Below are 22112 nucleotides of genomic sequence, written 5' to 3' on the forward strand. Positions count from 1 at the left end.
TTCTACTTTTATTACTTCCCATGCACAATTTAGGGTTGTACAGAATTAGGGAAAGAATAAGGAATATTGCTGGGCGGAACCTGATTAAACAGTTCTTCCGCTACGCCGGATACATAGTTAACCCATGCTTCATCTAAGATAATAAAAGGAAATTCAAAATTTTCATAATCTTGATAATCCCTTTCGTCTATGCCCCAAGCAAAAGAGGCAAAGCCGTTTTCTTTACAGTTTCCAAACCACATAACGCGCCCGAAAAATTCTTTCTCAATTTGATAAACTGTTTTCGTCACTTCATCTTCGCTAGTGGCATTAGCCAACTGTAAAAGTAATTCTAACGCATTTAACATTTTCTTCTTTTCACGATTGGGGAAAAGGCCTTTTGTTTCCTCTTGCAAGCGTTTTACACTTTCAGCCAATGGATATATTTCTTTTCCGTCTATCATAACTCTGGCGGCCAAGCCGTCTCCATTAAAGCGCATACGTTGCAAAACTTTACCCAATAATTTTTTGCGGGTATCGCCCTGTTCCCATTGGGCAGGTAAATCTTCCGGCATGCTTCGCTGATTTTTAGAAGCAGTGACGAAGATATCTGTCGTCATCAGCAAGTCGGCATATCTGGCTTGGGCAAACATTTCTTGCATATCGTTTAAAAAATGTCCGGAGAAACAAGCATTTAGGTAAATAGACGTATGGGCAGAAGGAGTCTCTGCGAGCAATTGTGCTATTTTCACAGCACTGACACTATGCTCCGGATGCAATTGCTCCTCCGGCCAAACTAAAGGTGCTTTCCATGTATTGAGTCTGTTTACACCGCCATGTCCATGAATAAGAAGTACGTTTTCTTTTCCTTCGACAAAATGATCAAAGGCTTCTTCCAAAGGAGCTTCTCTGACTAAAATCGGCTGAGAAAAGCCCAATAATGTTTTTCTATCCCACACATTGGAAGGCACAAAATCATGCCCCACCACAAAGATGGTATTGGGAGTAGGAGCTTCCCATTTAGAAAACATTAATAATCTGTTCTGCAACAAAATAGCCTCATAAGGATCAAAGGAAATTTTGGCATAAAGATCTGTTTTTAACTGCTCATATTCTTGCATTTGCATTTCGGAAAAAGCAGATTCCAAGCCTTCAAATTTTCTCAAGAATTTTCTCAAAGCAGGCGCCGGACTTAATGCGTGATTATCCGGATATCCCACCCATTTGTTCACTACCTCATCATGCCAATCTACCACACTTTGTCTGTTTTCTTCTAAACGGGCTTTTTCGGAAGAATTTGTTTCTTGCGCAATTTTAGTGACCAATAAATCATGAAAAGCTTCTATGATTTTTCCTTTATAGGCATCGGCAAAAATACTGCTTTCTTTATTGCTGACTTTATGCACGATCCGTCTCTTGGGGGTATTGTTGGACAAGGCAGCCTCTTCCTCCGGATAAGCCTTTGGCATGTATAGCATATGAAATTCTTTCATAAATCTTTGTTTTCCGTCGGAAAAATCCTTTTCCAAGCGATAATACGTTGCCAAATCTTCTGCAGCAGCCGCCAATAACTGCTCATCTGCCAAAATTTGTTCTATGCTTCTATCAGCAAGTTGCCATTTATCAATCAAATCTTGTCTTTGCACACCGTTATCTTCCATTTGACGGCGCAAAACTCTTTGTTCTTCAGGTTCTTCCGGTTGGGACGGCGCAGTGGGCTTTTTTAACGGTGTGACAGGCCAACCCAAAGCGGTAAAAACCTGCACCTGATATTGAGCAAATTTGCTTGATTTGAGCATTTGGGAAACCACTTCTTCCTTAAACTTATTTTCCAAAAGTTCAAGATCAGAATTCCCTACCGCCAACAAAGCCTGCCAATAAGCATCCAACACCATATCCGTAATTTCTTGACTTATTTGCAAGTTATTAGCTCTTTCCACAAATTGAGCCACAAATCCATTAGCCCCTAAAACCAGCCCCCCTTTGTTGAGAAGTCTTACCAAATTTTCCTGAAACATATCAACGTTTAAAATAGAAGGTTCTGGGCGAGGCTCCGACACTAATACTCCTTCTTGTCCGCGAACAGCAAATAAATCATCGGCAGCCACCGGATCTTTTTGATAAGCGGCCGCTACCACCTGATCATCAAATTGTCCTTTAAAAGCAGATACTCCGGCAGGAAACAACAAGCGGGGGCCTAATTGTTGCAAGGAAAAATAGGAACCGCTGCTAAAAGGAGAAAGCAAACTTTTGCTAGACATTGGCACAGATACCTGTGCCATTCCTAAAGTTCTGGGTGCATTTAAGCCGGGTACGGTAAATGTCCTTAACGTATTAAACTTGCTTCCCATACCACCGGCATAATCGGCTATCATCACCAGCGGAGCCGTCGTGCGTGAGGCGGCCACAGGAGTGGTGGCGGTAATGGTAAAGGCAGGGTTGCCTACTCCGGTCATAGCAGATAAACCGGCAAACCCTTGCGGAGTAGTCAAAGATCCTTTCAACCCGATTCTTAGATTATCCCACAACATAGAGAGTCCCACCTGAAAACGTACACTCCACGGAATGTGGCGAATTACGCGGTTGGTTTTTGCAGCGGTAGAAGTATAGGCTAAAGCCAATTCGTCTAACTGAGCCAAGTGCATGGCTTCACGTTGAGCTTGAAATACATTTTGAAAAGCCAGGTAATAGGCTTCTTCTCTTTGAGCCATCGTAAGGGGTCTGCCCAATTGTCGAGCAATTTGATATTGATTGGCCAAATTAAAGCGATACTTACTTAAGAATGTTTGTTTATCGGCTAAACTAAAACCTTTCACCTGTTGTTGCATTTTGGCAATGCTGGCAGCAGCCTTTTCTTCCGTTAATCCCACTCTGACAGCAGCTTCACCGGTAGCAGTGATTTGAGGGGCGGAAAACGTCACCGGTTTTAAAGAGGTATTAACAACAGGAGTAGCTGCGGAAGTTGCCTTTGCTCCGGCAGAGGCCGTTCTGGCCGTAGTGGCTGAAGAAGCAGTTTTGCCCGCAGAAGATGCCACTCTGACAGAAGATGCAGGATGAATTCTTCTCAGAACACGCGTCATTTTGCTAGCCATTGTTTCTATTTTACGAATGTGGCGTATTTTGCCAAAAGCCGCCAATCCCTTTGCACCCAACGTACCCAAAGAAACCACTAAACGAGGCAACAAAATAACTGCTACTGCCAAATCAATAAAACCAAATACATTTCTTTCTCTCTGTTGTCGGGCATAACGATCAAACTTTGCCTGATCGCGAACCGTATAGTCGGATAAGGAAACGTTTTCCCCTCTCTTTTTCAAAGACTCCGCTGCCGCTATTTTAAGGCGACGCTGAGAACCTTCATTCAAATCAGAAAAATCAATACTGAGAATGCCAAATAACAATTTTTTGGCTTCAGTTCCCCCTTTTTCATAGGTCCATTTTCCGTCAGCACCCGTTAACAAGCCCATAATCAATGGTACAGGCAGGCTTGCTCTATTGCTCCAAATCCAACCGGCCAAAGCACCAGTTTGAGCGTTCGCACTGTCTTGCGCAATAGCCATGCCCAAATCTTCTAACAAATTACCGTAGGGGCACTGAAACATATTCTTAACGGAGGAAATGGCATTTTCACGGTTAGCACAGGTACCTCTGCCAAACCATTTATCTCCTAAATCCGTATCTAAATACGTGTATTTACCCGTATAAGAATCTAAATACTCTCCTTGTGTAAAGGACCGATTTTCATGAACAATTCGGGCAATGCCTTCGAAAGAAAAATAACTTATTTTGTCCAACACGCTGTCAAAACCCGTTGGTTGCGCTTCACTGCTTAAAAAGGATTTTAATTTCTCTTGTTCGTTTAAAGCCAACAATAACAAAGCCCCTTGATAAATAGCCCCCTGCCCCATTTTAGAGCGGTTTTTATTAACCATAAATTGATATATGTCAGCAGCGGCTCTTTTTTTATAAGAGGGATGCTGCATACCTAAGACAGCCAACCCTTCCAATGCTTCGGCAGCTAATCCGCACTGGAATTGCTGCGGCTGACGAACCATATCCGTATCTGCTTTATTGCATAAATTTTCAATGCTTAAAAGGCCTTTTAGATACCGATATGCTCGATCAACACCTTTTTCACTGGCTCCTACATCAAGAATCGTATTTACTACGAGGCGATTTTGCCCCTCATCATATATTTTATTTTGGGCATCGCCTATTACTGAATTACCGTTCCAACCCTTTTGCAAAGTTAAATCCAAACAACTTTGCAAATACTGTCCGGCATTGGCCTTCCATTTATATACCTCTATTTCTCCTTCCCACAAGTCTTTGTTTTTAGAAGCGGCAAAGGCATTTTTCTGACAGTTTTTCAACACCCTATTCATGATATAACGGGCATCTTGCGGATATGAGTGAAGACGAGCAAAAAGTTCGGCCTGTTGATAATGGATAAAAACTTCTACTTGAGAGGAGGTGGTGGCATATTCCGTTTCAGGGGATTGCGCGGCAGAGGCTTCTTGAAAAGCGGCCTCAAACATATCCTCCAACTCAGAAGATGACGGAGCAACGATGCCTCCAGCCATCGGAGCAGTAGAGGAAAAAAGCAAACAAAAAGACAATAATAAGGATAACCATTTTTTCATAAGATACCTGTTATACTATATATTTTGCATTTTTATTCTCATGAAAAAAAGGGCCAAAGGACCTATTTCTATTTACCTAAAAGACCTATCTGTCTAATTACTTTTACCGCTGGTCAAAGGGCACAATTTATTCCAAACTTTTAAAGAGGTTTTTATGGCAGAAATACACGTATTAATTATTTTATTTATAGTAGGGTTTACATCGGCCGGACTTTTGCCCTCTCAGGCTGAAGTGGTGCTTTTTGCCATCTTGGCAACGGGCGACTATCGGGCCTGGCTATTAGTCTTGGTGACTACGGCAGGAAATGTGACGGGAAGTGTGGGTAATTACTATTTAGGCAAATATATTCGTCGGTTTGAAAATAAAAAGTGGTTTCCGGTAAAAGAAAAATACCTACTTAGCGCGCAACATCTTTTTGAGCAAAAAGGCCCTCTGACTTTGTTGTTAGCCGGAATCCCTTTTATAGGAGACCCCATTACTATCGCCGCCGGAATGAATCAAGTAAAAATGTGGCTTTTTCTGCCATTGGTAAGCCTATCCAAAGGATGCCGCTATGCTTTTGTATGGCTTTTATTTACAGGTATTTTCTAATATATTTTATTTACTCTTTTTGGAAGATATTTTCTTATCATTCGAACAAATGCGTTGACAGCATTTAGTATTGGGAAAAAAAGATATAATTTTCCAATTTTTATCTTTGAAATATTGGGCTAAACTAGAGGCGGCTATGGTGGCGGAATCTTCTTGGCTTAGATCTTTATTTTTTTCTATCTTTTTACTTTTCATTTCAATCCCCAAACAAAATATTAATAATTATTTAACATTATTTTTATGATTTAAAAACATTATATATTAATTAGCAAGAAAAAAATATATTTTTGAAATGATTTCATTTTTGATACTATTAAAAAATAGGAGAAAAGTATGGAATTTGAAAAGGTTATTTTAGATAGACGCAGCATCCGCAAATATGCAGACAAACCCGTTGAACGCGAAAAAATAAATGCTTGTTTACAGGCTGCACTGCTAGCACCTTCGGCTTGCAATTCACAACCTTGGCATTATATTGTTATAGATGATCCAAAGGTAAAAGAGGATTTCTGCAAAGAAGTTTTTACCGGAGTTTACGGCATGAGCAAATGGGCCGAAAAAGCCCCCGTTTTAGTAGCGGTGGTATCGGATCGCGGCAATTTTACCAGCCGCATTGGCAACTTTTTCCGCCGTACGGAATTTTACTTGGTAGATCAAGGCATCTCTGGCGAACATTTTGTATTGCGTGCTCATGATTTGGGGTTAGGCACTTGTTGGATTGGCTGGCTTAACTCTGACAAAGCCGAAAAATTCTTTAAACTTCCGAAAGGAAAAAAGATAGAGCATTTGATTTCTGTAGGATACCCGGCCGAGTCTCCCTCCCCGCGCCCCAGAAAAGATTTTCAAGAAAGTGTCAGTTATAACAAGTATAAATAATTAACCCCCCAAACTTTTTTGGGGGGTTAAATCAGATACTCTAATCCATGTAATAGCAACTGCCGTTTCCACCAGTGACAATACAGTTCGTAGTTCCCGACAAAACTTTAGTAAATCCAAGTTCTGTACAAGAAGTTCCATCGCATATACGCTGTCCGTTCCTGTTAATACCCAACCTGAAATTATGATTTCCACCACCACGATACGTAGCATAAAGATCGTGCGCACCTGACGCAGCAGAACAGGCTATCACACCCCGATAAGTAAAATATTCAGAATCCTGTACTTCAATGGATAATAGATCATAATTCCCTTCAGAAAAGAAAACGGTTCCGTCCGGATTTTCCAAACAAGCTGCTTTTACTGCTTTATTCAAAGTCCCCAAATTTGCCCATACTTCTGCGGTGCGGCTTCTAAGCACCGTTTTTTGATACTGCGGCAAAGCCATCGCAGATAAAATACCGATAATTAGAACCACTACCAATAATTCTATCAATGTAAATCCTTTACAGTCTTTAATTTTGATTTTTTTCATCTCTAAAACTCATTTTTTCAATTTTGCTTTAACAAAATATTAATTTTTAAAAAAAAATAAGTCAAGGCTTTTTTTATTTCGTTTAAACAAATTTGCGCACTCCACCGGAAAATTATACAATGTTAGTGTAGTTTACAACCGTTAACGCGTATATAATAAAGTATGCGCGCGCGGAATCATTTTTTATATTACAACAAGGAGATTTACTCATGGCAAAATTAGTCGCTATGGACGGCAACGCGGCAGTATCCCACGTCGCGCATGCCACCAACGAAGTCATCGCCATTTACCCCATTACTCCGTCTTCTACGATGGGTGAAATCTGCGATGCCAAAAGCGCCAAAGGCGAAACCAACATCTGGGGCAATGTACCCGTAGTCACGGAAATGCAATCCGAAGGCGGTGCCTCCGGTGCCGTACACGGTGCTTTGACTGCCGGTGCTTTGACCACCACTTTCACCGCTTCTCAGGGTCTTTTACTCATGATCCCGAACATGTACAAAATCGCCGGCGAATTAACCCCGACGGTTTTCCACGTTTCTGCTCGCGCTTTGGCCACTACCGCTTTGTCTATTTTCGGAGACCATTCCGACGTAATGTCTGTACGCAATACCGGTTGGGCCATGTTGTGCTCCGATAATCCGCAAGAAGCAATGGACTTGGCCTTAGTCGCTCAAGCCGCCACCTTGAAAGCTCGCGTACCGTTCTTGCACTTCTTTGACGGTTTCCGCACCAGCCACGAACTTAACATGGTTGAACCCTTGACCAAAGAACAAATGGCCAGCATGATTGATGAAAAAGCCATCAGCGAACACAAAGGACGCGGTTTAAACCCCGAACACCCGACTGTACGCGGTACCGCTGCCAATCCGGACGTATACTTCCAATCTCGCGAAGCTGTAAATAAATTCTACAATGCCGTTCCCGCCATCGTAAAAGAAGAAATGGCCGCCTTTGAAAAAATGACCGGTCGCAAGTACGATTTATTCCAATACTTCGGTGATGCCGATGCCGAAAAACTCATTGTAGTCATGGGTTCCGGTGCTGACGTTGCTCAGTTGGCCGTAGAATCTATGAAAGGTGAAAAAGTGGGTGTACTCAAAATCAAATTGTTCCGCCCCTTCTCCATTGCTGACTTTATTCGCGTTATCCCCAACACCGTTAAAAAAGTGGCCGTTTTGGATCGCACCAAAGAACCGGGTTCTTTGGGAGAACCGTTGTTCCAAGATGTTTGCGCCGCTTTCTTGACCGATGAAGCCAAAGCCAAATTTGCTGCCACTCCGCTCATTATCGGAGGCCGCTATGGTATCGGTTCTAAAGACTTTACTCCCGCCGACGTCAAAGCCGTATTTGAAAACTTGGCTTTGCCCGAACCCAAAAAGAATTTCACCGTCGGTATCAATGATGATTTGACTTTCACTTCCTTGCCCGCTGCCAAAATGACGGGTTCTTCCAACGATGTGTTTGAAGCAATGTTCTATGGTTTGGGCTCTGACGGTACGGTCGGTGCCAACAAAAACACCATGAAAATCATCAGCGCCAATGGTTTCTTTGCTCAAGGCTATTTCGTTTACGACTCTAAGAAGTCTGGTTCTATGACCACTTCTCACATTCGCTTTGGCAAAAACTATATCCGCGCTCCGTATCTCATTCAAGAAGCTGATTTTATCGGCGTGCACATGTTTGACTTCTTGGCTCAGTACGATGTACTCGGCAAAGCCAAAAAAGGTGCTACCGTACTTATCAATGCCCCGTATTCTGCCGAAGAAGTGTGGAACCACTTAACCGCCGAAGTACAAAAACAAATCATTGATAAACAACTCAAAGTATACACGATTGATGCTTCTGAAATTGCTTTAAAAACCGGTATGGGCAGCCGCACCAACACCATCATGCAAACCGCTTTCTTCGGTATTGCCGGTGTAATCCCGTCTGAAAAAGCCATCGCCGATATTAAAGAAGCTATTAAGAAAACCTATTCCAAAAAAGGTGAAGAAATCGTCAATAAAAACTATGTGGCTGTAGATGCTGCCTTAGCCGGCTTGCACGAAGTAAAATATCCGGCTGAAGTGACTTCTGAACTTCATACCAAAGCTGCCGTACCGGCCGATGCTCCTGCGTTTGTAAAAGACGTCTTGGGTGAAATGATTGCCGGACGCGGTGACACCTTGCCTACTTCTGCCATGCCCGAAGGCGGCGTGTTCCCCACCGGTACCACTCAATATGAAAAACGCAATATCGCCGTTATGGTACCCCAATGGGATCCCAGCGTTTGTATCCAATGCGGTTTCTGCTCTTTGGTATGTCCGCATGCTGCAATTCGCATCAAAGCCTATGATGAAGCAGCCTTGAAAGACGCTCCGAAAACCTTTAAATCTGCCGACGGCAAAGGCGACATCGCCGGTAAAAAATTCACTGTCCAAGTGGCGGTGGAAGATTGTACCGGTTGTGGTGCCTGTATTTACAACTGCCCGGCTAAAAACAAAGAAAATCCGGAAAAGAAAGCCATCAACATGGTGCACCAACTCGACGTACGCGAAAATGAAATTGACAACTTTGCCTTCTTCTTGGGCTTAAAACAAGCCGATGTCACCACCAAGAAAGAATCTGTCAAAGGATCTCAATTCAAACAACCGTTGTTTGAGTTCTCCGGTGCCTGTGCCGGTTGTGGTGAAACTCCGTATGTAAAACTTTTAACGCAACTCTTTGGTGATCGCTTAGCCGTAGCCAACGCGACTGGTTGTTCCTCCATCTACGGCGGCAACTTACCCACCACCCCGTACTGCAAACGCGACGACGGAAAAGGACCCGCTTGGGCCAACTCCTTGTTCGAAGATAATGCTGAATTCGGTTTGGGTATCCGCGTAGCTTATGACCAACTTTACAGCGATGCTGTAGCCTTGCTCAAACAAGCCAAAGAAAACTGCCAAAAAGATCACGCCGCTTTGATTGACGCCCTTTTGAATAATCCTCAAAAGACCGATGCCGAAGTGGAAGAACAACGCAAAAATGTGGCTGCCTTAAAAGAAATCTTGGCCGGCAGACCCGAATGCGAAAAATGCAAACGCCTCTTGAGCTTTGCCGATTACTTAATCCGCAAATCCGTATGGATTTTGGGCGGTGACGGCTGGGCCTATGATATCGGCTACGGCGGTTTGGACCACGTATTAGCCTCCGGCAAAAACGTGAAAATCTTGGTCTTGGATACCGAAGTGTACTCCAATACCGGTGGTCAAATGTCCAAAGCCACCCCGCTCGGTGCCAAAGCCTTGTTTGCTGCCGGTGGTAAAACCATGCCGAAAAAAGACTTGGGTATGATTGCCATGACCTATGGCAATATCTACGTAGCCCAAGTGGCTATGGGTGCCAACATGAACCAAGCCATTCAAGCCTTAGCTGAAGCTGATGCTTACGATGGTCCGGCGTTGGTCATTGCCTACTCTCACTGTATCGCTCACGGTATTGATATGTCCAAAGGTATGGGTGAAGCCAAACGTGCCGTACAAGCCGGCCGCTGGATCCTCTACCGCTTCAATCCGGAAATGCGCTACGAAGGCAAAAACCCGCTCAAAGTGGACAGCCCTTTAGGCGCTCCGACCTTGCCGTTAGCCGACTACATGAGTGGTGAAAACCGCTTCAAAGGCTTAATGCGCGACAATCCGGAACTCGCACAAGAACTCATCAAACGTGCCGAATCCGAATATGCTTGGAGACGCGATTTGTATAAACAACTCGCTGCTATCGAGCCGACTGAAAAAGTGATCAAATAGTATTTCTTTTTCAAGCATTGAAAGACCCCTGTGTTGCCCAAAGCAAGACAGGGGTTTTCTTATATCCGTATGAGGTGACTTGTACAAACAACTCGCTGCTACCCAAGCCACTGAAAAAGTGATCAAATAGTATTTCTTTTTCAAGCATTGAAATACCCCTGTGTTGCCCAAAGCAAGACAGGGGTTTTCTTATATCCGTATGAGGTGACTTGTACAAACAACTCGCTGCTACCCAAGCCACTGAAAAAATAATATTTGTATTCTAAGCCACCCTATGTTAATTGAAAACATAGGGTGGCTTGTTTCGACAACTACTTAAAAGTCTATAAAATTCCTGTTATTTTGCGTAATAACAACCTGAATCACTCTCATCGACTCCACCGCAATGGCACTTCCAACCCAAATTTGTGTAAGAAGAAAAACCTAAATCCTTGCATACTTTTCCTCCTTTGCACAAACGCCCTTCTTGCAGAGCAAATCCTAACGTGAACTTTTCTTTTCCTAAATAATTAGCTGAAACTGAAATTCCATTGGGGCAAGTAATAGACACTTCATAATTAAAATATTTACTATTTTGTACCTCAATAGATAAATCCGAAAGTGATAAATTGTCTGATGAATCCGGATTTTCCAAACAATATAATTTTGCAGCTGTATGTAATGCGCTCAAATTCGCCCACGCTTCTGTGGTACGGCTTTTGAGCACTGTTTTCTGATATTGCGGAAGCGCTACTGCAGATAAAATACCAATAATTAACACAACTACCAATAATTCTATCAGCGTAAAACCGCTGACTTTGCTTTTAGATGCTTTTTTCATCTCTAAAACTCCTTTTTTCAATTTTGCTTTAACAAAATATTAACAAAAAAAAAAAATAAGTCAACCGGTATCACTTTCCTGATAAAACCCACCCCACAAAGTAAAGATATACACAAACAAGGAGAAGATAAGAAAATTAAATATAAGAAATTCTTTCTTCATAATGACAAACAACTAAAAAACCGTTGTTTATCTAAGTTTTTATATAATAGAAGCATGAAAAAAACAATTATTCTTTTGATTTCTTTTATCTCTCTTGCTTTTTTTGTGGCTTACGAAGAAAACTTCAAGGAGCGACAAGCAGAGGCTCTCATTTGGGCCGCTTATGAAGGAGATTTAATCGGCGTAAAAAATTTGATGGAAGATGGGGCTGAAACAAACTACGGCATATACATCACAGACCCAAAGCGCCACTATCAACAAGCATTATTTACATTACCTCTTGCAGCTGCTTCAGGCGGAAATGAAAAAATACTCCGCTACCTCATTAAAAATAAAGTCGCCAATCATGCCCCTAATGACAAAAATTGGACTCCTTTGCTGATTGCCGTACGAGACGGGCATGCCGAATATGCAGCCCAACTGATTGAAAACGGGGCCGATATTAACGCACAAACAGACAGTGGTGCTACTGCGTTAATTTTGGCCTTTGTGACTGATTTTCCCGAAGAAAAACAACGCTTATCCATCATTGAATATATGCTTAAAAAAGAGGCAGACCCCAACAAACAAACCCTTTTGCAAAGCGATGCACTGTTCTATGCTGTCACAGAACTAAACCGCTTAGAGGGAGTAAAACTACTGCTGGAATATGGGGCAGATGTATGTAGGCTTTACGAAGGAAAAAATATTGTAGAAATCAGTAAGGATAATGAAATACGCTCCCTATTAAAAGAAGCGTATGAAAAGCAGTGCCGACATCAATAGTGGTGGTCTTGGAAAAGATACTCCTCTTGATGCATCCAATAATACCACAAACTGTATATAGCGATTATCAAACAAAAAACACCGCCAAAAATTAAAATTTTACCGATAATCAAATCATACTCCAAAAGGCCCAAAGGCTCTAAAATATAGTGCCAATCTCCTTTTACTTCGCCGGGGGCAAAGTTGGTCATCATGTCAGAAGATGTCAGCGGCAGTTGGCAGGCGCGCGCATCGCTGGCGTAAATTCCCGCCCCGTATAAAGTAGTGCCCAGCCAATAGGTCAGTATCGGCAAGAGATACCGTCCCCCGCGCAAACGCAAAGCCCCAAAACACAAGGCCAAAGGAATCAATGTTTCCATACCATTACCGCTGGCATAGCACCACCATTGCCAACGCAAGGTACACCAAAAACGGTGAGAAAACTCATGCGTTAAATAATTGGGCAAATACACAAAGACATTATCCAAAGCACCTTTTACCAAGCCACCCTGCGCGTGAGCACATAGCCATAGCAGCGCACCCACACAAAATAAAATACTCCAAAAGCCCCACTTAAAATACAGGAAACTCTGGCGGTAAGGATCTATAAAGTGCAAAATTCTTTTCATGTAATTATTGTATCAAAAAAAACACCTCTGCTTACACAGAGGTGTTTGGTTAAAAAATATTTTTTCAACTAATTTGGGCTAGTTTATTAAACAACTCTTTCTGCTCTTTACTCAATGTGCGAGGCACATCTATCGTCAATGTGGCATACAAGTTGCCTTTTGAATTTAAGCCTTTTCCGCTGAGTTTTAATTTCTTGCCATTATGCGTACCGGCAGGTACTTTCACTTTTACGGGGCCGTCCAACGTAGGCACAAAAATCGTACCGCCTAAGGCAGCTGTCCAAGGCATGAGCGTCACCGGTACGTACAAATCATCACCCTCTAAACGATAGGTTAAGTGTGGGCGAATTTTAATCAAAAGATACAAATCCCCTGTTCCTCGTCCGGTAGGATTGCCGTAGCCTTTGAGTTTAATGCGTTTTCCTTCCCCCACTCCGGCAGGAATTTTGACTGTCACATTCCTTCCGCCGGGCAGTGTAAGTTGCATAGGTCCACCGCGATGGGCATCTTCTAAGTTTAGGGCAAGTTCGGCCTCTACATCACCGTTTCTGTGTCCGGAGCCACCGGCACGAGCTCCGCCAAAACCGCTAAAACCTCCTGCACTTCCCATGCCTCCAAAGCCTCCCATCCCGCCAAAAATACTTTGGAAAAAATCACTAAAATCCGCTCCGCCAAAAGATCCCCCTCCGTTGGAACTAAAATTATAATAGGCATTACCGTTTCCGCCACCGTATTGTTGATAACCACCGGCAAACGGATTTCCCCGTCCCTGTGCATTTTGGCCTCCGCCTCGTGCATAATTTTGATATCCTTCTTGGCCTACTTGGTCATAAATAGTGCGTTTTTGTTTGTCGGAAAGTACGGCATAGGCTTCATTGACGTCTTTAAACTTTTCGGTCATTTCGGCCTTTTTTCCTTCGGGATGCAAATCCGGATGATATTTACGCGCCGCAGATTTGAATGCCTTTTTAATTTCGGCCTCTGTGGCATTTTTACTTACACCTAAAATCTTGTAATAATCTTTATAATCACTCATAATCCCCCCTTTTTACAATTTCATTTTATATAATTTTTCCAAGGAGGCAACATGTTATTATGGACTAGATGGGCCAACCACAAGACCCCCCTGACCTTACTTTGGACGGCGGAAGGGACGTCTTCCTTAGTCAATCAATTTATGCAGCTTCTGTTGCCATGGTATGTGCTAAGCACCACAGGCAGCTTGCTGTGGACGGGGTTTATTGGTTTTTGTTCTTTGCTTCCAAATATTTTTTCCTCTTTATACGGAGGAAAAATCATTGATAAGTTGGGCCGTTCTAAGATGATGCTCAGTTGTGAAGTTATTCAATTTGTGTTGTTGGGTGCCATTCCTATTTTGATTGCTTGCCGCGTGGCCTACCCATATCTCATAGGCCTACTTATTTTCTTAAGTTCTTTTTTTGACGCACCCGGACAATTGGCACGTACGGCATTGGCCCCTACTTTTTCACGATATGCAGAGGTCTCTTTGCCCCGTGCTACCGGAGTTGTGGAGGCTTTGGATGGTATTATGTCTGTATTTGGCCCCATTTTAGGCGGTATTTTTATTGCTTTTTTAGGGCTATATGCCTCTTGGGTAGCGGTGGTAATAATGTGTGCATTTATCGTATTGATTAGTTTGACGATTTATAGCCAGCGAAATCGTCGGCTAATATCCAACAACACCACTTTTGCTCATGCTTGGCAACTGCTCAAATCCGATCATGTGCTTAAAGACAGCATTTTATTTACCATGCCCTTTTTTATACTAGGACAATCTTGGGAATTGTTGCTCTTGCCCGGTTATATTTATCAATATCATTATGACCCTGTTTATTTAGGGCTTTTGGGAGCGGCTTTTGGTCTGGGGGCTTTTATAGGTGCGCTTTATTTCGCACGAGCCGCAAAAAAATTTAAGTTTTTTACATTGCTTACGGCCAACTATGCTGCTTATACCCTCTCAGTACTAGTGCTATATTACAATTTTCATAAAATCATTGTGTTGGGAGCCACCTTGTTATGCGGCATTCCTTTTGGGGCGTTCTCTGCGATGATTTCCACACTTATTTTATTACGCGCACCCGAAAATTTACGTGGAAAAATATTGGGGCTTTTTGCCACCGCCTCTTATACGGTAGAAAGTTTATGTGTATTAAGTATTGCCATTTTTATGCATTTTGCAGGACTACAAAAAACATTGGCCTTTATGGCTTATATATTTAGCGGATTAATTTTGCTAAGTATTATCGGTAGAAAAAAGAATGATTTTTGGGCAGAAACTTCTGGCAAAACACCTCTGCCGGAATGGCAAAAAACGAAAAAAAAGAAAGTGCTTTTGCTGGAGTATAAACCGGGTATGCCACCGCGCCGCACAGAACATATTTGGACACATAAGTAAATTTCTCGTCGAGAAAAATAAATTATTTACAAATTATTTTTTTTTATGTACAATAAATAGGTAGTCAGAAAAACGGATTTATTCCCCGATAGCTCAATGGTGGAGCGACCGGCTGTTAACCGGTAGGTTGTAGGTTCGAGTCCTACTCGGGGAGCCATTTAAAAACCAGACGAAGGTCTGGTTTTTTTGTCTTAAAATCAGCAAAACTCTCCCTTGCATCGTGATAGAAAATACCCTGACACATCTTATTAAAGCAATATTTATAAATTTTACACTTAGCATTCTTCTTCAAAAAGCAGTTAAAATGACAAGTGTGGTAGCAGTTTCAATAAAAAAACCTCAGTTAACACTGAGGTTTTTAGTTTTTATCTTTTCCCCCCTTTAGAATTTCCTTTTTTGGCAGGATCTTTGGGTTTGTCAGCCGGTTTATGATTGGGATGATTAGCCGGTTTCCACGCTTTGGGCGGTGTGGGCTTGTGCTCTTTTTTCAACAATTGTTTATGAGGTTTATGCACCACGTGTTTATTAAAAATCTGTCTAGGCTCCACACGAGGTGGCGGCGGGGGCGCTTTGTGCCCATAATTTATAGATACTATGGGAGGCACGTAATAAGACGTTGTTATATCCCCATTGGAAGACACGGTCACCATTCCCCCCATTCCTACCGTGCTCATTAAAGCTAATGCAAGTGCTCCTTTAATCATAAGTACACCTCCTAATTGGTATATCTATATAACCCAAAAGAAGTTCTTTTTATTGCAAATCTAATCTTTTTTCTGGGTTTACCGACGAAAAATAAAATAGTAAACTATAATTGACAGGAGGATTTTATGACTAAAATTTTATCTACTTACCTAGCAGACGGACAAACAGAACTGCTACATGAACCTACCGGCAGTAAAATTTATACAGATTTACCCCCTGATAATGGCGGAAAGGGGCGGCTTTTCTCACCTACAGATCTTTTAGCATCGGCTTTTGCTTCTTGCATATTAACTATTATGGGGAAAATGGCTGAAAGAAATAAAGAAAACTTAAAGGGAGCCAAAATAGAAATAGATAAAATAATGGCTGAAAATCCGCGCAGAGTAGGAGAATTTGTATTAAACATCAGTTTTCCGGCAGATTTTACACAAGAACAAAAGCAACGTTATATCGGAGCCGTAAAAGCCTGCCCCGTTCATCATACTTTAAGAGAAGACATCAAAATTAGCATAAACATTCAATAAGGGGGTTCTATGACAGACAAAATACACTGTATATATACGGGCAATAGCCACGTAGAAATCAAGACTGAGCAAGTAAAAGATATTTTGCATACTGCTCATGACGGTAAAAAAGAATGGGTGACGCCGGGAGATATGTTGGTTGGAGCCTTGGGCGCGTGTACATTGACGATGATGAGTGTCATCGCACAAAAAGCCGGAGAAAAATTGGACGGAACCAACATAGAAATATCTTCCGTTTTTGGGCCGAATTTAAGCGGCCTGCAGGAAGTGGCACTTCACGTGATATTTCCAAAAGAACTTAGCGAAGATACAAGAAAAAAATGCTTGGCGGCGGCAGAGGCTTGCCCTGTGCATAAAAGCCTAAACCCAGCCATCAAATTTTCTTTGACTGCCCAATAATCTAAAACCCCGCTTCATGAGCGGGGTTTATTACACCCTCTTATAAAATTGATACAATAAAAGTATATGCTAAAAAACCTTTCCATAAAAGAAGCCTTTCTCTCTACGGCTCAATTTATTCGCAAAGCACTCAAAAAATATACTTTATTTGTGCTTCATCTTTCTCCACATCAAAATATGTTGCAAGGAATTTTGATGTACATGATACTTGGGTGGGTGGTATTGTGTTTGCCTTTTATGGATAAAGGCGGCGTAAGCATGATAGATAATTTATTTACGGCAGCGGCGGCGGCTTCTACTTCAGGACTGACAACCGTTAATTTTGCCGAATCTTATACTTTCCTTGGCAAATTGGTAGTGCTTATTATTATCCAAACGGCTGGTATTGGATATATGACGATATCATCTTTTCTCTATTTATCTTTTTCTCATCGCCTTCGCCACAGACATACCGAAGTGTTAAATACTGAGTTTGCCCTCCCGCGTACGGTACGCTTGCAAGACTTTTTAAGAGCCGTTATTATCTTTACTTTTGTGGCGGAAATGATTGGTGCAGGATTTTTATACAATTATTTTATCCGACATAATTACACTGCCTTTGATGCTACGTGGTATGCTGTTTTTCATAGTGTATCTGCCTTTTGTACGGCTGGATTTAGCCTATTTCCGGATAGTTTAATGTCTTTTGCAGATAGCAAAACGATTAATATCGTCATATCCCTTTTATCTTTGGCAGGAGCTATGGGTTTTATCGTTGTGACGGATATTTTCAACCGTATTGTGGGAAGAACAAGAGCCATCTCTTACACCACCAAAATTATTGTTTTCTCTACTTTGATGGCCTTGCTTTTATGTTCTTTCTTCATTTTACTCACTAATCCGAATTTGGCCCCCAGCGCCGTTTTGTTTCAGGCAATTGCAGCTATGACAACCGCCGGATTTAATACGATTCCCATTTCCTCTTTGGCAATATCTTCTTATCTGGTGATTATGGCACTAATGTCTATCGGTGGTTCTCCGTCCGGTACCGGCGGCGGCTTGAAAACAACCACCGTCACTTGTTTGGTGGCCACCGTCTCCAGCCATTTATTTGGCAGAAAACATATCACTTTTTTAGGAAGACAAATTCCATTACATCGCTTATATATAGCAAACTCTACTTTTATCTTCTATATATTTATGTTATTTGTCACCATGTTCTTACTTACATGGGTAGAAGATTTGCCTTTTTTGGACCTCTTGTTTGAGGCGATTGCTGCTTTAAGTACTGCCGGCATTAGTTTAGGAACCACTGCCAAGTTGAGTTTCTTGGGTAAATTGATTATTATTGCCACAATGATTATTGGGCGCGTAGGAGTTATCACCTTTGGTATGGCTTTACTCAAACGAGATGAAGACGAACTTGAGGAAGAAGAAGAACATCTGAAAAGAGAGGATTTGGCGGTTTAGCCACTTTAAAGATTATGAAATTTTCCGTCATCAGTTTAGGTTGCCCCAAAAACCTAACCAATACCGAAGAATTTTCTGCCCGTTTGCTGGGCAAAGGGCATGAACTTATGCTAGATCCGCAAGGGGCGGATATACTCATCATTAATACGTGCGGATTTATTGCTTCCGCCGTTAAAGAAGCAGAAGACACCATCTGCTATGCTTTGGAACTAAAAAGGACAGGACAAGTAAAAAAAGTGGCCGTCACCGGTTGCATGGTAGAGAGATATAAAGATAAAATTTTGGCTGATTTTCCGCAACTGGATTTAATTTTTTCCATTGGGAAACAAGAACAAGTGGAAAGAATACTCAACAAAACAGGTTTTATAAGCAGTCCTCTGCCCAAACAACTCTATCTTCCCAAGTATAAAATGAGCCTTACCGCACCGCATACGGCATATTTAAAAGTAGCCGACGGTTGCAATAACCGTTGCGCGTACTGTACTATTCCTTTTTTGCGTGGCCCTTATCGCTCCAAACCGATGGAAGATATCGTTAGAGAGGCGGCTCTCATGGCTGAAAACGGGGTAAAAGAGATTTCTTTAATTGCACAGGACACCACCTCTTACGGACAAGATTTGTATGGTCAGCCACAACTGGTCAAACTACTTAAAAAACTTCTAGAAAACCGCCAAATCAAACGTTTACGCATTATGTACGGTTATCCGCACCGTGTCACGGAGGAATTGGCTGAGTTAATGGCCTCTACGCCGCGCATTTTCCATTACATAGATATTCCGTTGCAGCACATCGCAGACCCTGTTTTAAAACGTATGAATCGTCATTGTGACGGGTCTCAAATCAGACGTACGCTGGACATGCTTAAAAAGAAGGTGAAAGACATTTCATTACGCACGAATTTCATCGTCGGCTTTCCGGGAGAAACAGAAGCGGATTTTAAAGAATTGCAACAATTTGTACAAGACTATGAATTTGATAATATGGGTGTGTTTGAATATTTCCGCGAAAAAGGAACCGCTGCTCATGATTTAGACTTGCAAATTGAACAAACACTTAAACAAGAACGCCGCTTACGCCTAGAGCAAACGCAAAGCCGAGTCATTGATCGTATAAATAAAAAAATTAAAGCAAGTATAGTAGAGGCTATTGCAGACGGGCCCACCTTTGGCCGCACGTATAAAGATGCTCCAGATATTGACGGACAAGTGACATTTACCACCCCCGTTAAGACTGGACATATTTTTAAGGCTAAAATTGTCAAAGCCGAAGGATACAAACGCACATTAGAACCGATTAAATAAAATAAAAGACTCGGGATTTACCCGAGTTTTTTATTAAAGTTGATTGGTCAATGCCCCAACGATAAAAGAGTTCCAACCCACTTTTCGTTCTTCCGTCATTTCTTCGGAATTGGCAAAATCCTTTTCAAATAAACGCTCCTCTAATTCTTTGACAAAGACAGGATCAGAAATACCCAAACTCATTTCCTGATTAATAAATAGGCTCATTTTGTCAAAATTAGCCGATCCTACTACCGCCCAACCATCATAAATAGCTGCTTTTACATGACTCATGGCTTTGTAAAAATATACTCGCACTCCATTGCGCCAAAGTTTATTGGCCATAATTTGATTATTGCTATGCATAATCGTCACGTCATTTTCACTGGGTAAAATGACGCGCACATCTACCCCACGCCCGCGTGCCTTGATGATTTCCCCCACAATGCGATCATCAGAAAAATAAGCATTTTGAATATAAATACGTTTTTTGGCTCGTTTAATGGCTTCCAACTGTGCCGAAAAGATTTCTGCTTGAGTAGGTTTAGTATAAAGCAGGCGCACATCAATCATATCCGGAGTTTCTTTGTTTACAGAACGGTATTTTTTGCTAAAAAGTTGGCGGTAAATAGCGGCAAAGTCTCCCCCCCAACCATTAAAAGACCATGCTTCATAAAAATTTTTGACCAGCTGCCCCACCACCGGTCCGCGCAATGCAACCATCATATCATGCCATGTATAGCGATACTCCTCCCCAATATTCATACCTCCTGTATAGGCTAACTCTCGGTCTATCAGATATACTTTGGTGTGGTCAAAGGTGGCCCATGTATTTAAATGGGTTCGTGCTTTGGCATGCGAATCTTTACGCAAATATTTTTTTATGCTTTTAGGCATAACAAAATCTTCTTTATATGCCAACTCCGGTTGACGGGTAGAATTGACAATATTGTTTAACTCATCGGTTAATACACGCACGTCTATTCCATCGGCAGAGCGAGCCTTCAGCATATCGGCAATTTTGATGCCATAGGGATCTGTACCAAAAATATACACTCTAGTAAAAATGGAATGTTGGGCTTGTTGGGCAGCTAACATAAAATGCGGAAAAAATTCTTCTCCGTCAATTAAGAGTTCCACTGAGGCTTTATAATTTTGTTTGCTGATATTTTTATCCAACCATTGATTAAAGTCTTGAAGGTCCATCTCTTGGTCATCAACAGACAAAGCGGGAACTTCCTCTAAATCTTTGTATCTGGGCGGGAAAGCCGTATAAATACTAGAAACCGTCAAAGAACCCAACCTTGTGGCCGAAGTGACAGGTGATTTGATAATTCCTAAAAAATGACTTTTAACAAAAAAGGACCACAAAAAATTGGCAGAAAACCCCAAGCGGGTCATCTCTTTTTCCAGTTCGTAGTAAGCGGGCAATTGCAACGGAGTGATGATACCCTGCTCTACATCCACATACAAAAAAGGTGTTAAAGGGACGTTTTTTAACTTCAGCAGGAAACGAGTGTAAGCAACACCGGCATCATTGACCATCTCTTTCAATTTTTCAAAAACCAGAAGATCAAATTCTTTGGATTGCACTTTTCCTATAACTTGAATATTAGACGGAGAATGGCTCAAATCTACCAAATCTAATTTACCGCTTAAATCCCTGTACAAGAGTGTTTCAAAATTTTCAATAAAAACCACTTTTCCTTCTTGCGCATTTTGTGGAGCAATGGAAATCAGCACTTCCTTTAACACTTCTGTCCACTCCTGTCCAACCACCACCACTTCCTGCTCATTTTTGTGATCTGCAAGGTCAAAAAATCTCTTAGGTTCCATTAAAGCATACGGATTTCCCTTCTCCATATCGGGTTTAGCAGAAGCAACAAAATAAAATTTTTCTCCTTCATAATTATAAAGCAGATAAAGTTTTTCCTTCCACAAAGATACTTTGGCAGGAGATAAAGAATGTTCTTCAATGGAAGAAAACACCTGATATTTTTGGGATTGTGTAGAAGCACAAGCACTGAGCAAACAAGAGGCCAAAACGGCATAAAAAATATAAAGAAAAGAAAATTTTTTCATATATCTATTGTATCAAAAACCAGCATCGTTAAAATTTTCTGTTGAAAATTTAATTAAAATAGATATACTAATAATGAGTTGTATCTTTTTCCGTCGTTATTTAATCTATAAGGAGCCGTCAATGAAAATCACCTTTGAAGGAAATAAAAAGGTACGGGTGCGTGTCAAAAATTTTGATGTATGGACAGATCAACCCAAAGAACAAGGCGGTGATGCCTCCGCCCCTACTCCGATTGACCTGTTTTTAGCATCATTGGGCAGTTGTTGCGGAGTGTTTGTTTTAAACTTCTTAAAACAACATGATTTGCCGGAAAATGTTTATTTAACCTTAGATCCTGTGTGGAACATCAGTGATTACGTAATTGAAAAAATAAAAGTATCTATCCATACCCCGTCAGGATTTCCGTCAAAATACGAAAATGCCTTGATTGAAGTGGCCAAACGTTGCCTGGTGGCAAGACACGTCAAAATAGAACATGATATTTCTTTGGTAAAAGAACCTTAAAA

The 22112-nt window shown here is 41.6% G+C and carries 16 protein-coding genes, 1 tRNA gene and 2 pseudogenes; 11 read left to right on the forward strand and 8 right to left on the reverse strand.

Annotated features, from left to right (window positions below):
- Positions 1 to 29: 29 nt before the first annotated feature.
- Entirely contained in the window at positions 30 to 4622 is a 4593-nt protein-coding gene (locus tag IKL48_04465) for a hypothetical protein (protein MBR3603915.1), read from the reverse strand.
- Positions 4623 to 4776: 154 nt separating this feature from the next.
- Here IKL48_04465 and IKL48_04470 point away from each other — a divergent pair, with 154 nt between their 5' ends.
- Entirely contained in the window at positions 4777 to 5214 is a 438-nt protein-coding gene (locus IKL48_04470; GenBank protein MBR3603916.1) for a DedA family protein, read from the forward strand.
- Between the two features lie 6 nt (positions 5215 to 5220).
- On the opposite strand, the gene IKL48_04475 is transcribed toward IKL48_04470, so the two are convergent.
- Positions 5221 to 5409 carry a hypothetical protein gene (locus tag IKL48_04475; GenBank protein ID MBR3603917.1) on the reverse strand — a complete coding sequence of 63 codons (189 nt, stop codon included), beginning with the start codon at positions 5407 to 5409 and terminating at the stop codon, positions 5221 to 5223.
- Positions 5410 to 5547: 138 nt separating this feature from the next.
- On the opposite strand from IKL48_04475, the gene IKL48_04480 reads away from it, so the two are divergent.
- Positions 5548 to 6090 carry a nitroreductase family protein gene (locus IKL48_04480; GenBank protein MBR3603918.1) on the forward strand — a complete coding sequence of 181 codons (543 nt, stop codon included), beginning with the start codon at positions 5548 to 5550 and terminating at the stop codon, positions 6088 to 6090.
- Between the two features lie 409 nt (positions 6091 to 6499).
- Here the strand turns inward: IKL48_04480 and IKL48_04485 are convergent.
- Positions 6500 to 6610: pseudogene (locus tag IKL48_04485) on the reverse strand (prepilin-type N-terminal cleavage/methylation domain-containing protein).
- A gap of 224 nt (positions 6611 to 6834) precedes the next feature.
- Between IKL48_04485 and nifJ the strand changes: the two are divergent.
- Positions 6835 to 10395: a pyruvate:ferredoxin (flavodoxin) oxidoreductase gene (gene nifJ / locus IKL48_04490; GenBank protein ID MBR3603919.1), complete on the forward strand. Its 3561-nt coding sequence runs from the start codon at positions 6835 to 6837 to the stop codon at positions 10393 to 10395.
- 679 nt (positions 10396 to 11074) lie between these two features.
- Here the strand turns inward: nifJ and IKL48_04495 are convergent.
- Positions 11075 to 11215: pseudogene (locus tag IKL48_04495) on the reverse strand (prepilin-type N-terminal cleavage/methylation domain-containing protein).
- A gap of 216 nt (positions 11216 to 11431) precedes the next feature.
- Between IKL48_04495 and IKL48_04500 the strand changes: the two are divergent.
- On the forward strand, positions 11432 to 12142 hold the full coding sequence (locus tag IKL48_04500; protein ID MBR3603920.1) for an ankyrin repeat domain-containing protein: 711 nt from the start codon (positions 11432 to 11434) through the stop codon (positions 12140 to 12142).
- On the opposite strand, the gene IKL48_04505 is transcribed toward IKL48_04500, so the two are convergent.
- Complete coding sequence (locus IKL48_04505) at positions 12136 to 12750, reverse strand: hypothetical protein (protein MBR3603921.1); 615 nt, start codon at positions 12748 to 12750, stop codon at positions 12136 to 12138. The two genes, IKL48_04500 and IKL48_04505, sit on opposite strands and share 7 nt — an antisense overlap.
- Before the next feature lie 64 nt (positions 12751 to 12814).
- A complete protein-coding gene (locus IKL48_04510; GenBank protein ID MBR3603922.1) occupies positions 12815 to 13786 on the reverse strand; it encodes a DnaJ domain-containing protein in 972 nt (323 codons plus the stop codon).
- Positions 13787 to 13837: 51 nt separating this feature from the next.
- On the opposite strand from IKL48_04510, the gene IKL48_04515 reads away from it, so the two are divergent.
- Both IKL48_04515 and IKL48_04520 read left to right on the forward strand, forming a co-directional pair.
- The gene (locus tag IKL48_04515; protein MBR3603923.1) at positions 13838 to 15166 is read left to right on the forward strand and encodes an MFS transporter; all 1329 of its coding nucleotides are present in this window, start codon (positions 13838 to 13840) and stop codon (positions 15164 to 15166) included.
- Between the two features lie 82 nt (positions 15167 to 15248).
- Positions 15249 to 15323 (forward strand) — tRNA-Asn (locus IKL48_04520).
- Between the two features lie 208 nt (positions 15324 to 15531).
- On the opposite strand, the gene IKL48_04525 is transcribed toward IKL48_04520, so the two are convergent.
- Entirely contained in the window at positions 15532 to 15870 is a 339-nt protein-coding gene (locus tag IKL48_04525) for a hypothetical protein (protein ID MBR3603924.1), read from the reverse strand.
- A 126-nt stretch (positions 15871 to 15996) separates the two neighbouring features.
- On the opposite strand from IKL48_04525, the gene IKL48_04530 reads away from it, so the two are divergent.
- The 4 genes from IKL48_04530 (at position 15997) to rimO (ending at position 19544) form a co-directional block, all read left to right on the forward strand.
- The gene (locus tag IKL48_04530) at positions 15997 to 16395 is read left to right on the forward strand and encodes an OsmC family protein (GenBank protein MBR3603925.1); all 399 of its coding nucleotides are present in this window, start codon (positions 15997 to 15999) and stop codon (positions 16393 to 16395) included.
- Positions 16396 to 16404: 9 nt separating this feature from the next.
- Positions 16405 to 16794, forward strand: coding sequence for an OsmC family protein (locus tag IKL48_04535; protein MBR3603926.1), 390 nt, complete (start codon positions 16405 to 16407; stop codon positions 16792 to 16794).
- 66 nt (positions 16795 to 16860) lie between these two features.
- The gene (locus IKL48_04540) at positions 16861 to 18243 is read left to right on the forward strand and encodes a hypothetical protein (GenBank protein ID MBR3603927.1); all 1383 of its coding nucleotides are present in this window, start codon (positions 16861 to 16863) and stop codon (positions 18241 to 18243) included.
- A 14-nt stretch (positions 18244 to 18257) separates the two neighbouring features.
- The gene (gene rimO, locus IKL48_04545; GenBank protein MBR3603928.1) at positions 18258 to 19544 is read left to right on the forward strand and encodes a 30S ribosomal protein S12 methylthiotransferase RimO; all 1287 of its coding nucleotides are present in this window, start codon (positions 18258 to 18260) and stop codon (positions 19542 to 19544) included.
- 33 nt (positions 19545 to 19577) lie between these two features.
- Here the strand turns inward: rimO and IKL48_04550 are convergent, their stop codons facing one another.
- A complete protein-coding gene (locus IKL48_04550) occupies positions 19578 to 21605 on the reverse strand; it encodes a phosphatidylserine/phosphatidylglycerophosphate/cardiolipin synthase family protein (GenBank protein MBR3603929.1) in 2028 nt (675 codons plus the stop codon).
- Between the two features lie 121 nt (positions 21606 to 21726).
- Here IKL48_04550 and IKL48_04555 point away from each other — a divergent pair, with 121 nt between their 5' ends.
- Positions 21727 to 22110 (forward strand): OsmC family protein, encoded by a 384-nt coding sequence (locus IKL48_04555; GenBank protein ID MBR3603930.1) that lies wholly within the window; start codon positions 21727 to 21729, stop codon positions 22108 to 22110.
- The last annotated feature ends 2 nt before the right edge of the window (positions 22111 to 22112 follow it).

It is taken from the genome of Elusimicrobiaceae bacterium (assembly GCA_017520185.1).
Classification (GTDB): Bacteria; Elusimicrobiota; Elusimicrobia; order Elusimicrobiales; family Elusimicrobiaceae; genus Avelusimicrobium.

Bases quoted from the DNA above. Each gene is read 5' to 3' on its own strand.
- IKL48_04465 (MBR3603915.1), bottom strand. From the start codon at position 4,622: ATGAAAAAATGGTTATCCTTATTATTGTCTTTTTGTTTGCTTTTTTCC.
- IKL48_04470 (MBR3603916.1), top strand. From the start codon at position 4,777: ATGGCAGAAATACACGTATTAATTATTTTATTTATAGTAGGGTTTACA.
- IKL48_04475 (MBR3603917.1), bottom strand. From the start codon at position 5,409: ATGAAAAGTAAAAAGATAGAAAAAAATAAAGATCTAAGCCAAGAAGAT.
- IKL48_04480 (MBR3603918.1), top strand. From the start codon at position 5,548: ATGGAATTTGAAAAGGTTATTTTAGATAGACGCAGCATCCGCAAATAT.
- nifJ (MBR3603919.1), top strand. From the start codon at position 6,835: ATGGCAAAATTAGTCGCTATGGACGGCAACGCGGCAGTATCCCACGTC.
- IKL48_04500 (MBR3603920.1), top strand. From the start codon at position 11,432: ATGAAAAAAACAATTATTCTTTTGATTTCTTTTATCTCTCTTGCTTTT.
- IKL48_04505 (MBR3603921.1), bottom strand. From the start codon at position 12,750: ATGAAAAGAATTTTGCACTTTATAGATCCTTACCGCCAGAGTTTCCTG.
- IKL48_04510 (MBR3603922.1), bottom strand. From the start codon at position 13,786: ATGAGTGATTATAAAGATTATTACAAGATTTTAGGTGTAAGTAAAAAT.
- IKL48_04515 (MBR3603923.1), top strand. From the start codon at position 13,838: ATGTTATTATGGACTAGATGGGCCAACCACAAGACCCCCCTGACCTTA.
- IKL48_04525 (MBR3603924.1), bottom strand. From the start codon at position 15,870: ATGATTAAAGGAGCACTTGCATTAGCTTTAATGAGCACGGTAGGAATG.
- IKL48_04530 (MBR3603925.1), top strand. From the start codon at position 15,997: ATGACTAAAATTTTATCTACTTACCTAGCAGACGGACAAACAGAACTG.
- IKL48_04535 (MBR3603926.1), top strand. From the start codon at position 16,405: ATGACAGACAAAATACACTGTATATATACGGGCAATAGCCACGTAGAA.
- IKL48_04540 (MBR3603927.1), top strand. From the start codon at position 16,861: ATGCTAAAAAACCTTTCCATAAAAGAAGCCTTTCTCTCTACGGCTCAA.
- rimO (MBR3603928.1), top strand. From the start codon at position 18,258: ATGAAATTTTCCGTCATCAGTTTAGGTTGCCCCAAAAACCTAACCAAT.
- IKL48_04550 (MBR3603929.1), bottom strand. From the start codon at position 21,605: ATGAAAAAATTTTCTTTTCTTTATATTTTTTATGCCGTTTTGGCCTCT.
- IKL48_04555 (MBR3603930.1), top strand. From the start codon at position 21,727: ATGAAAATCACCTTTGAAGGAAATAAAAAGGTACGGGTGCGTGTCAAA.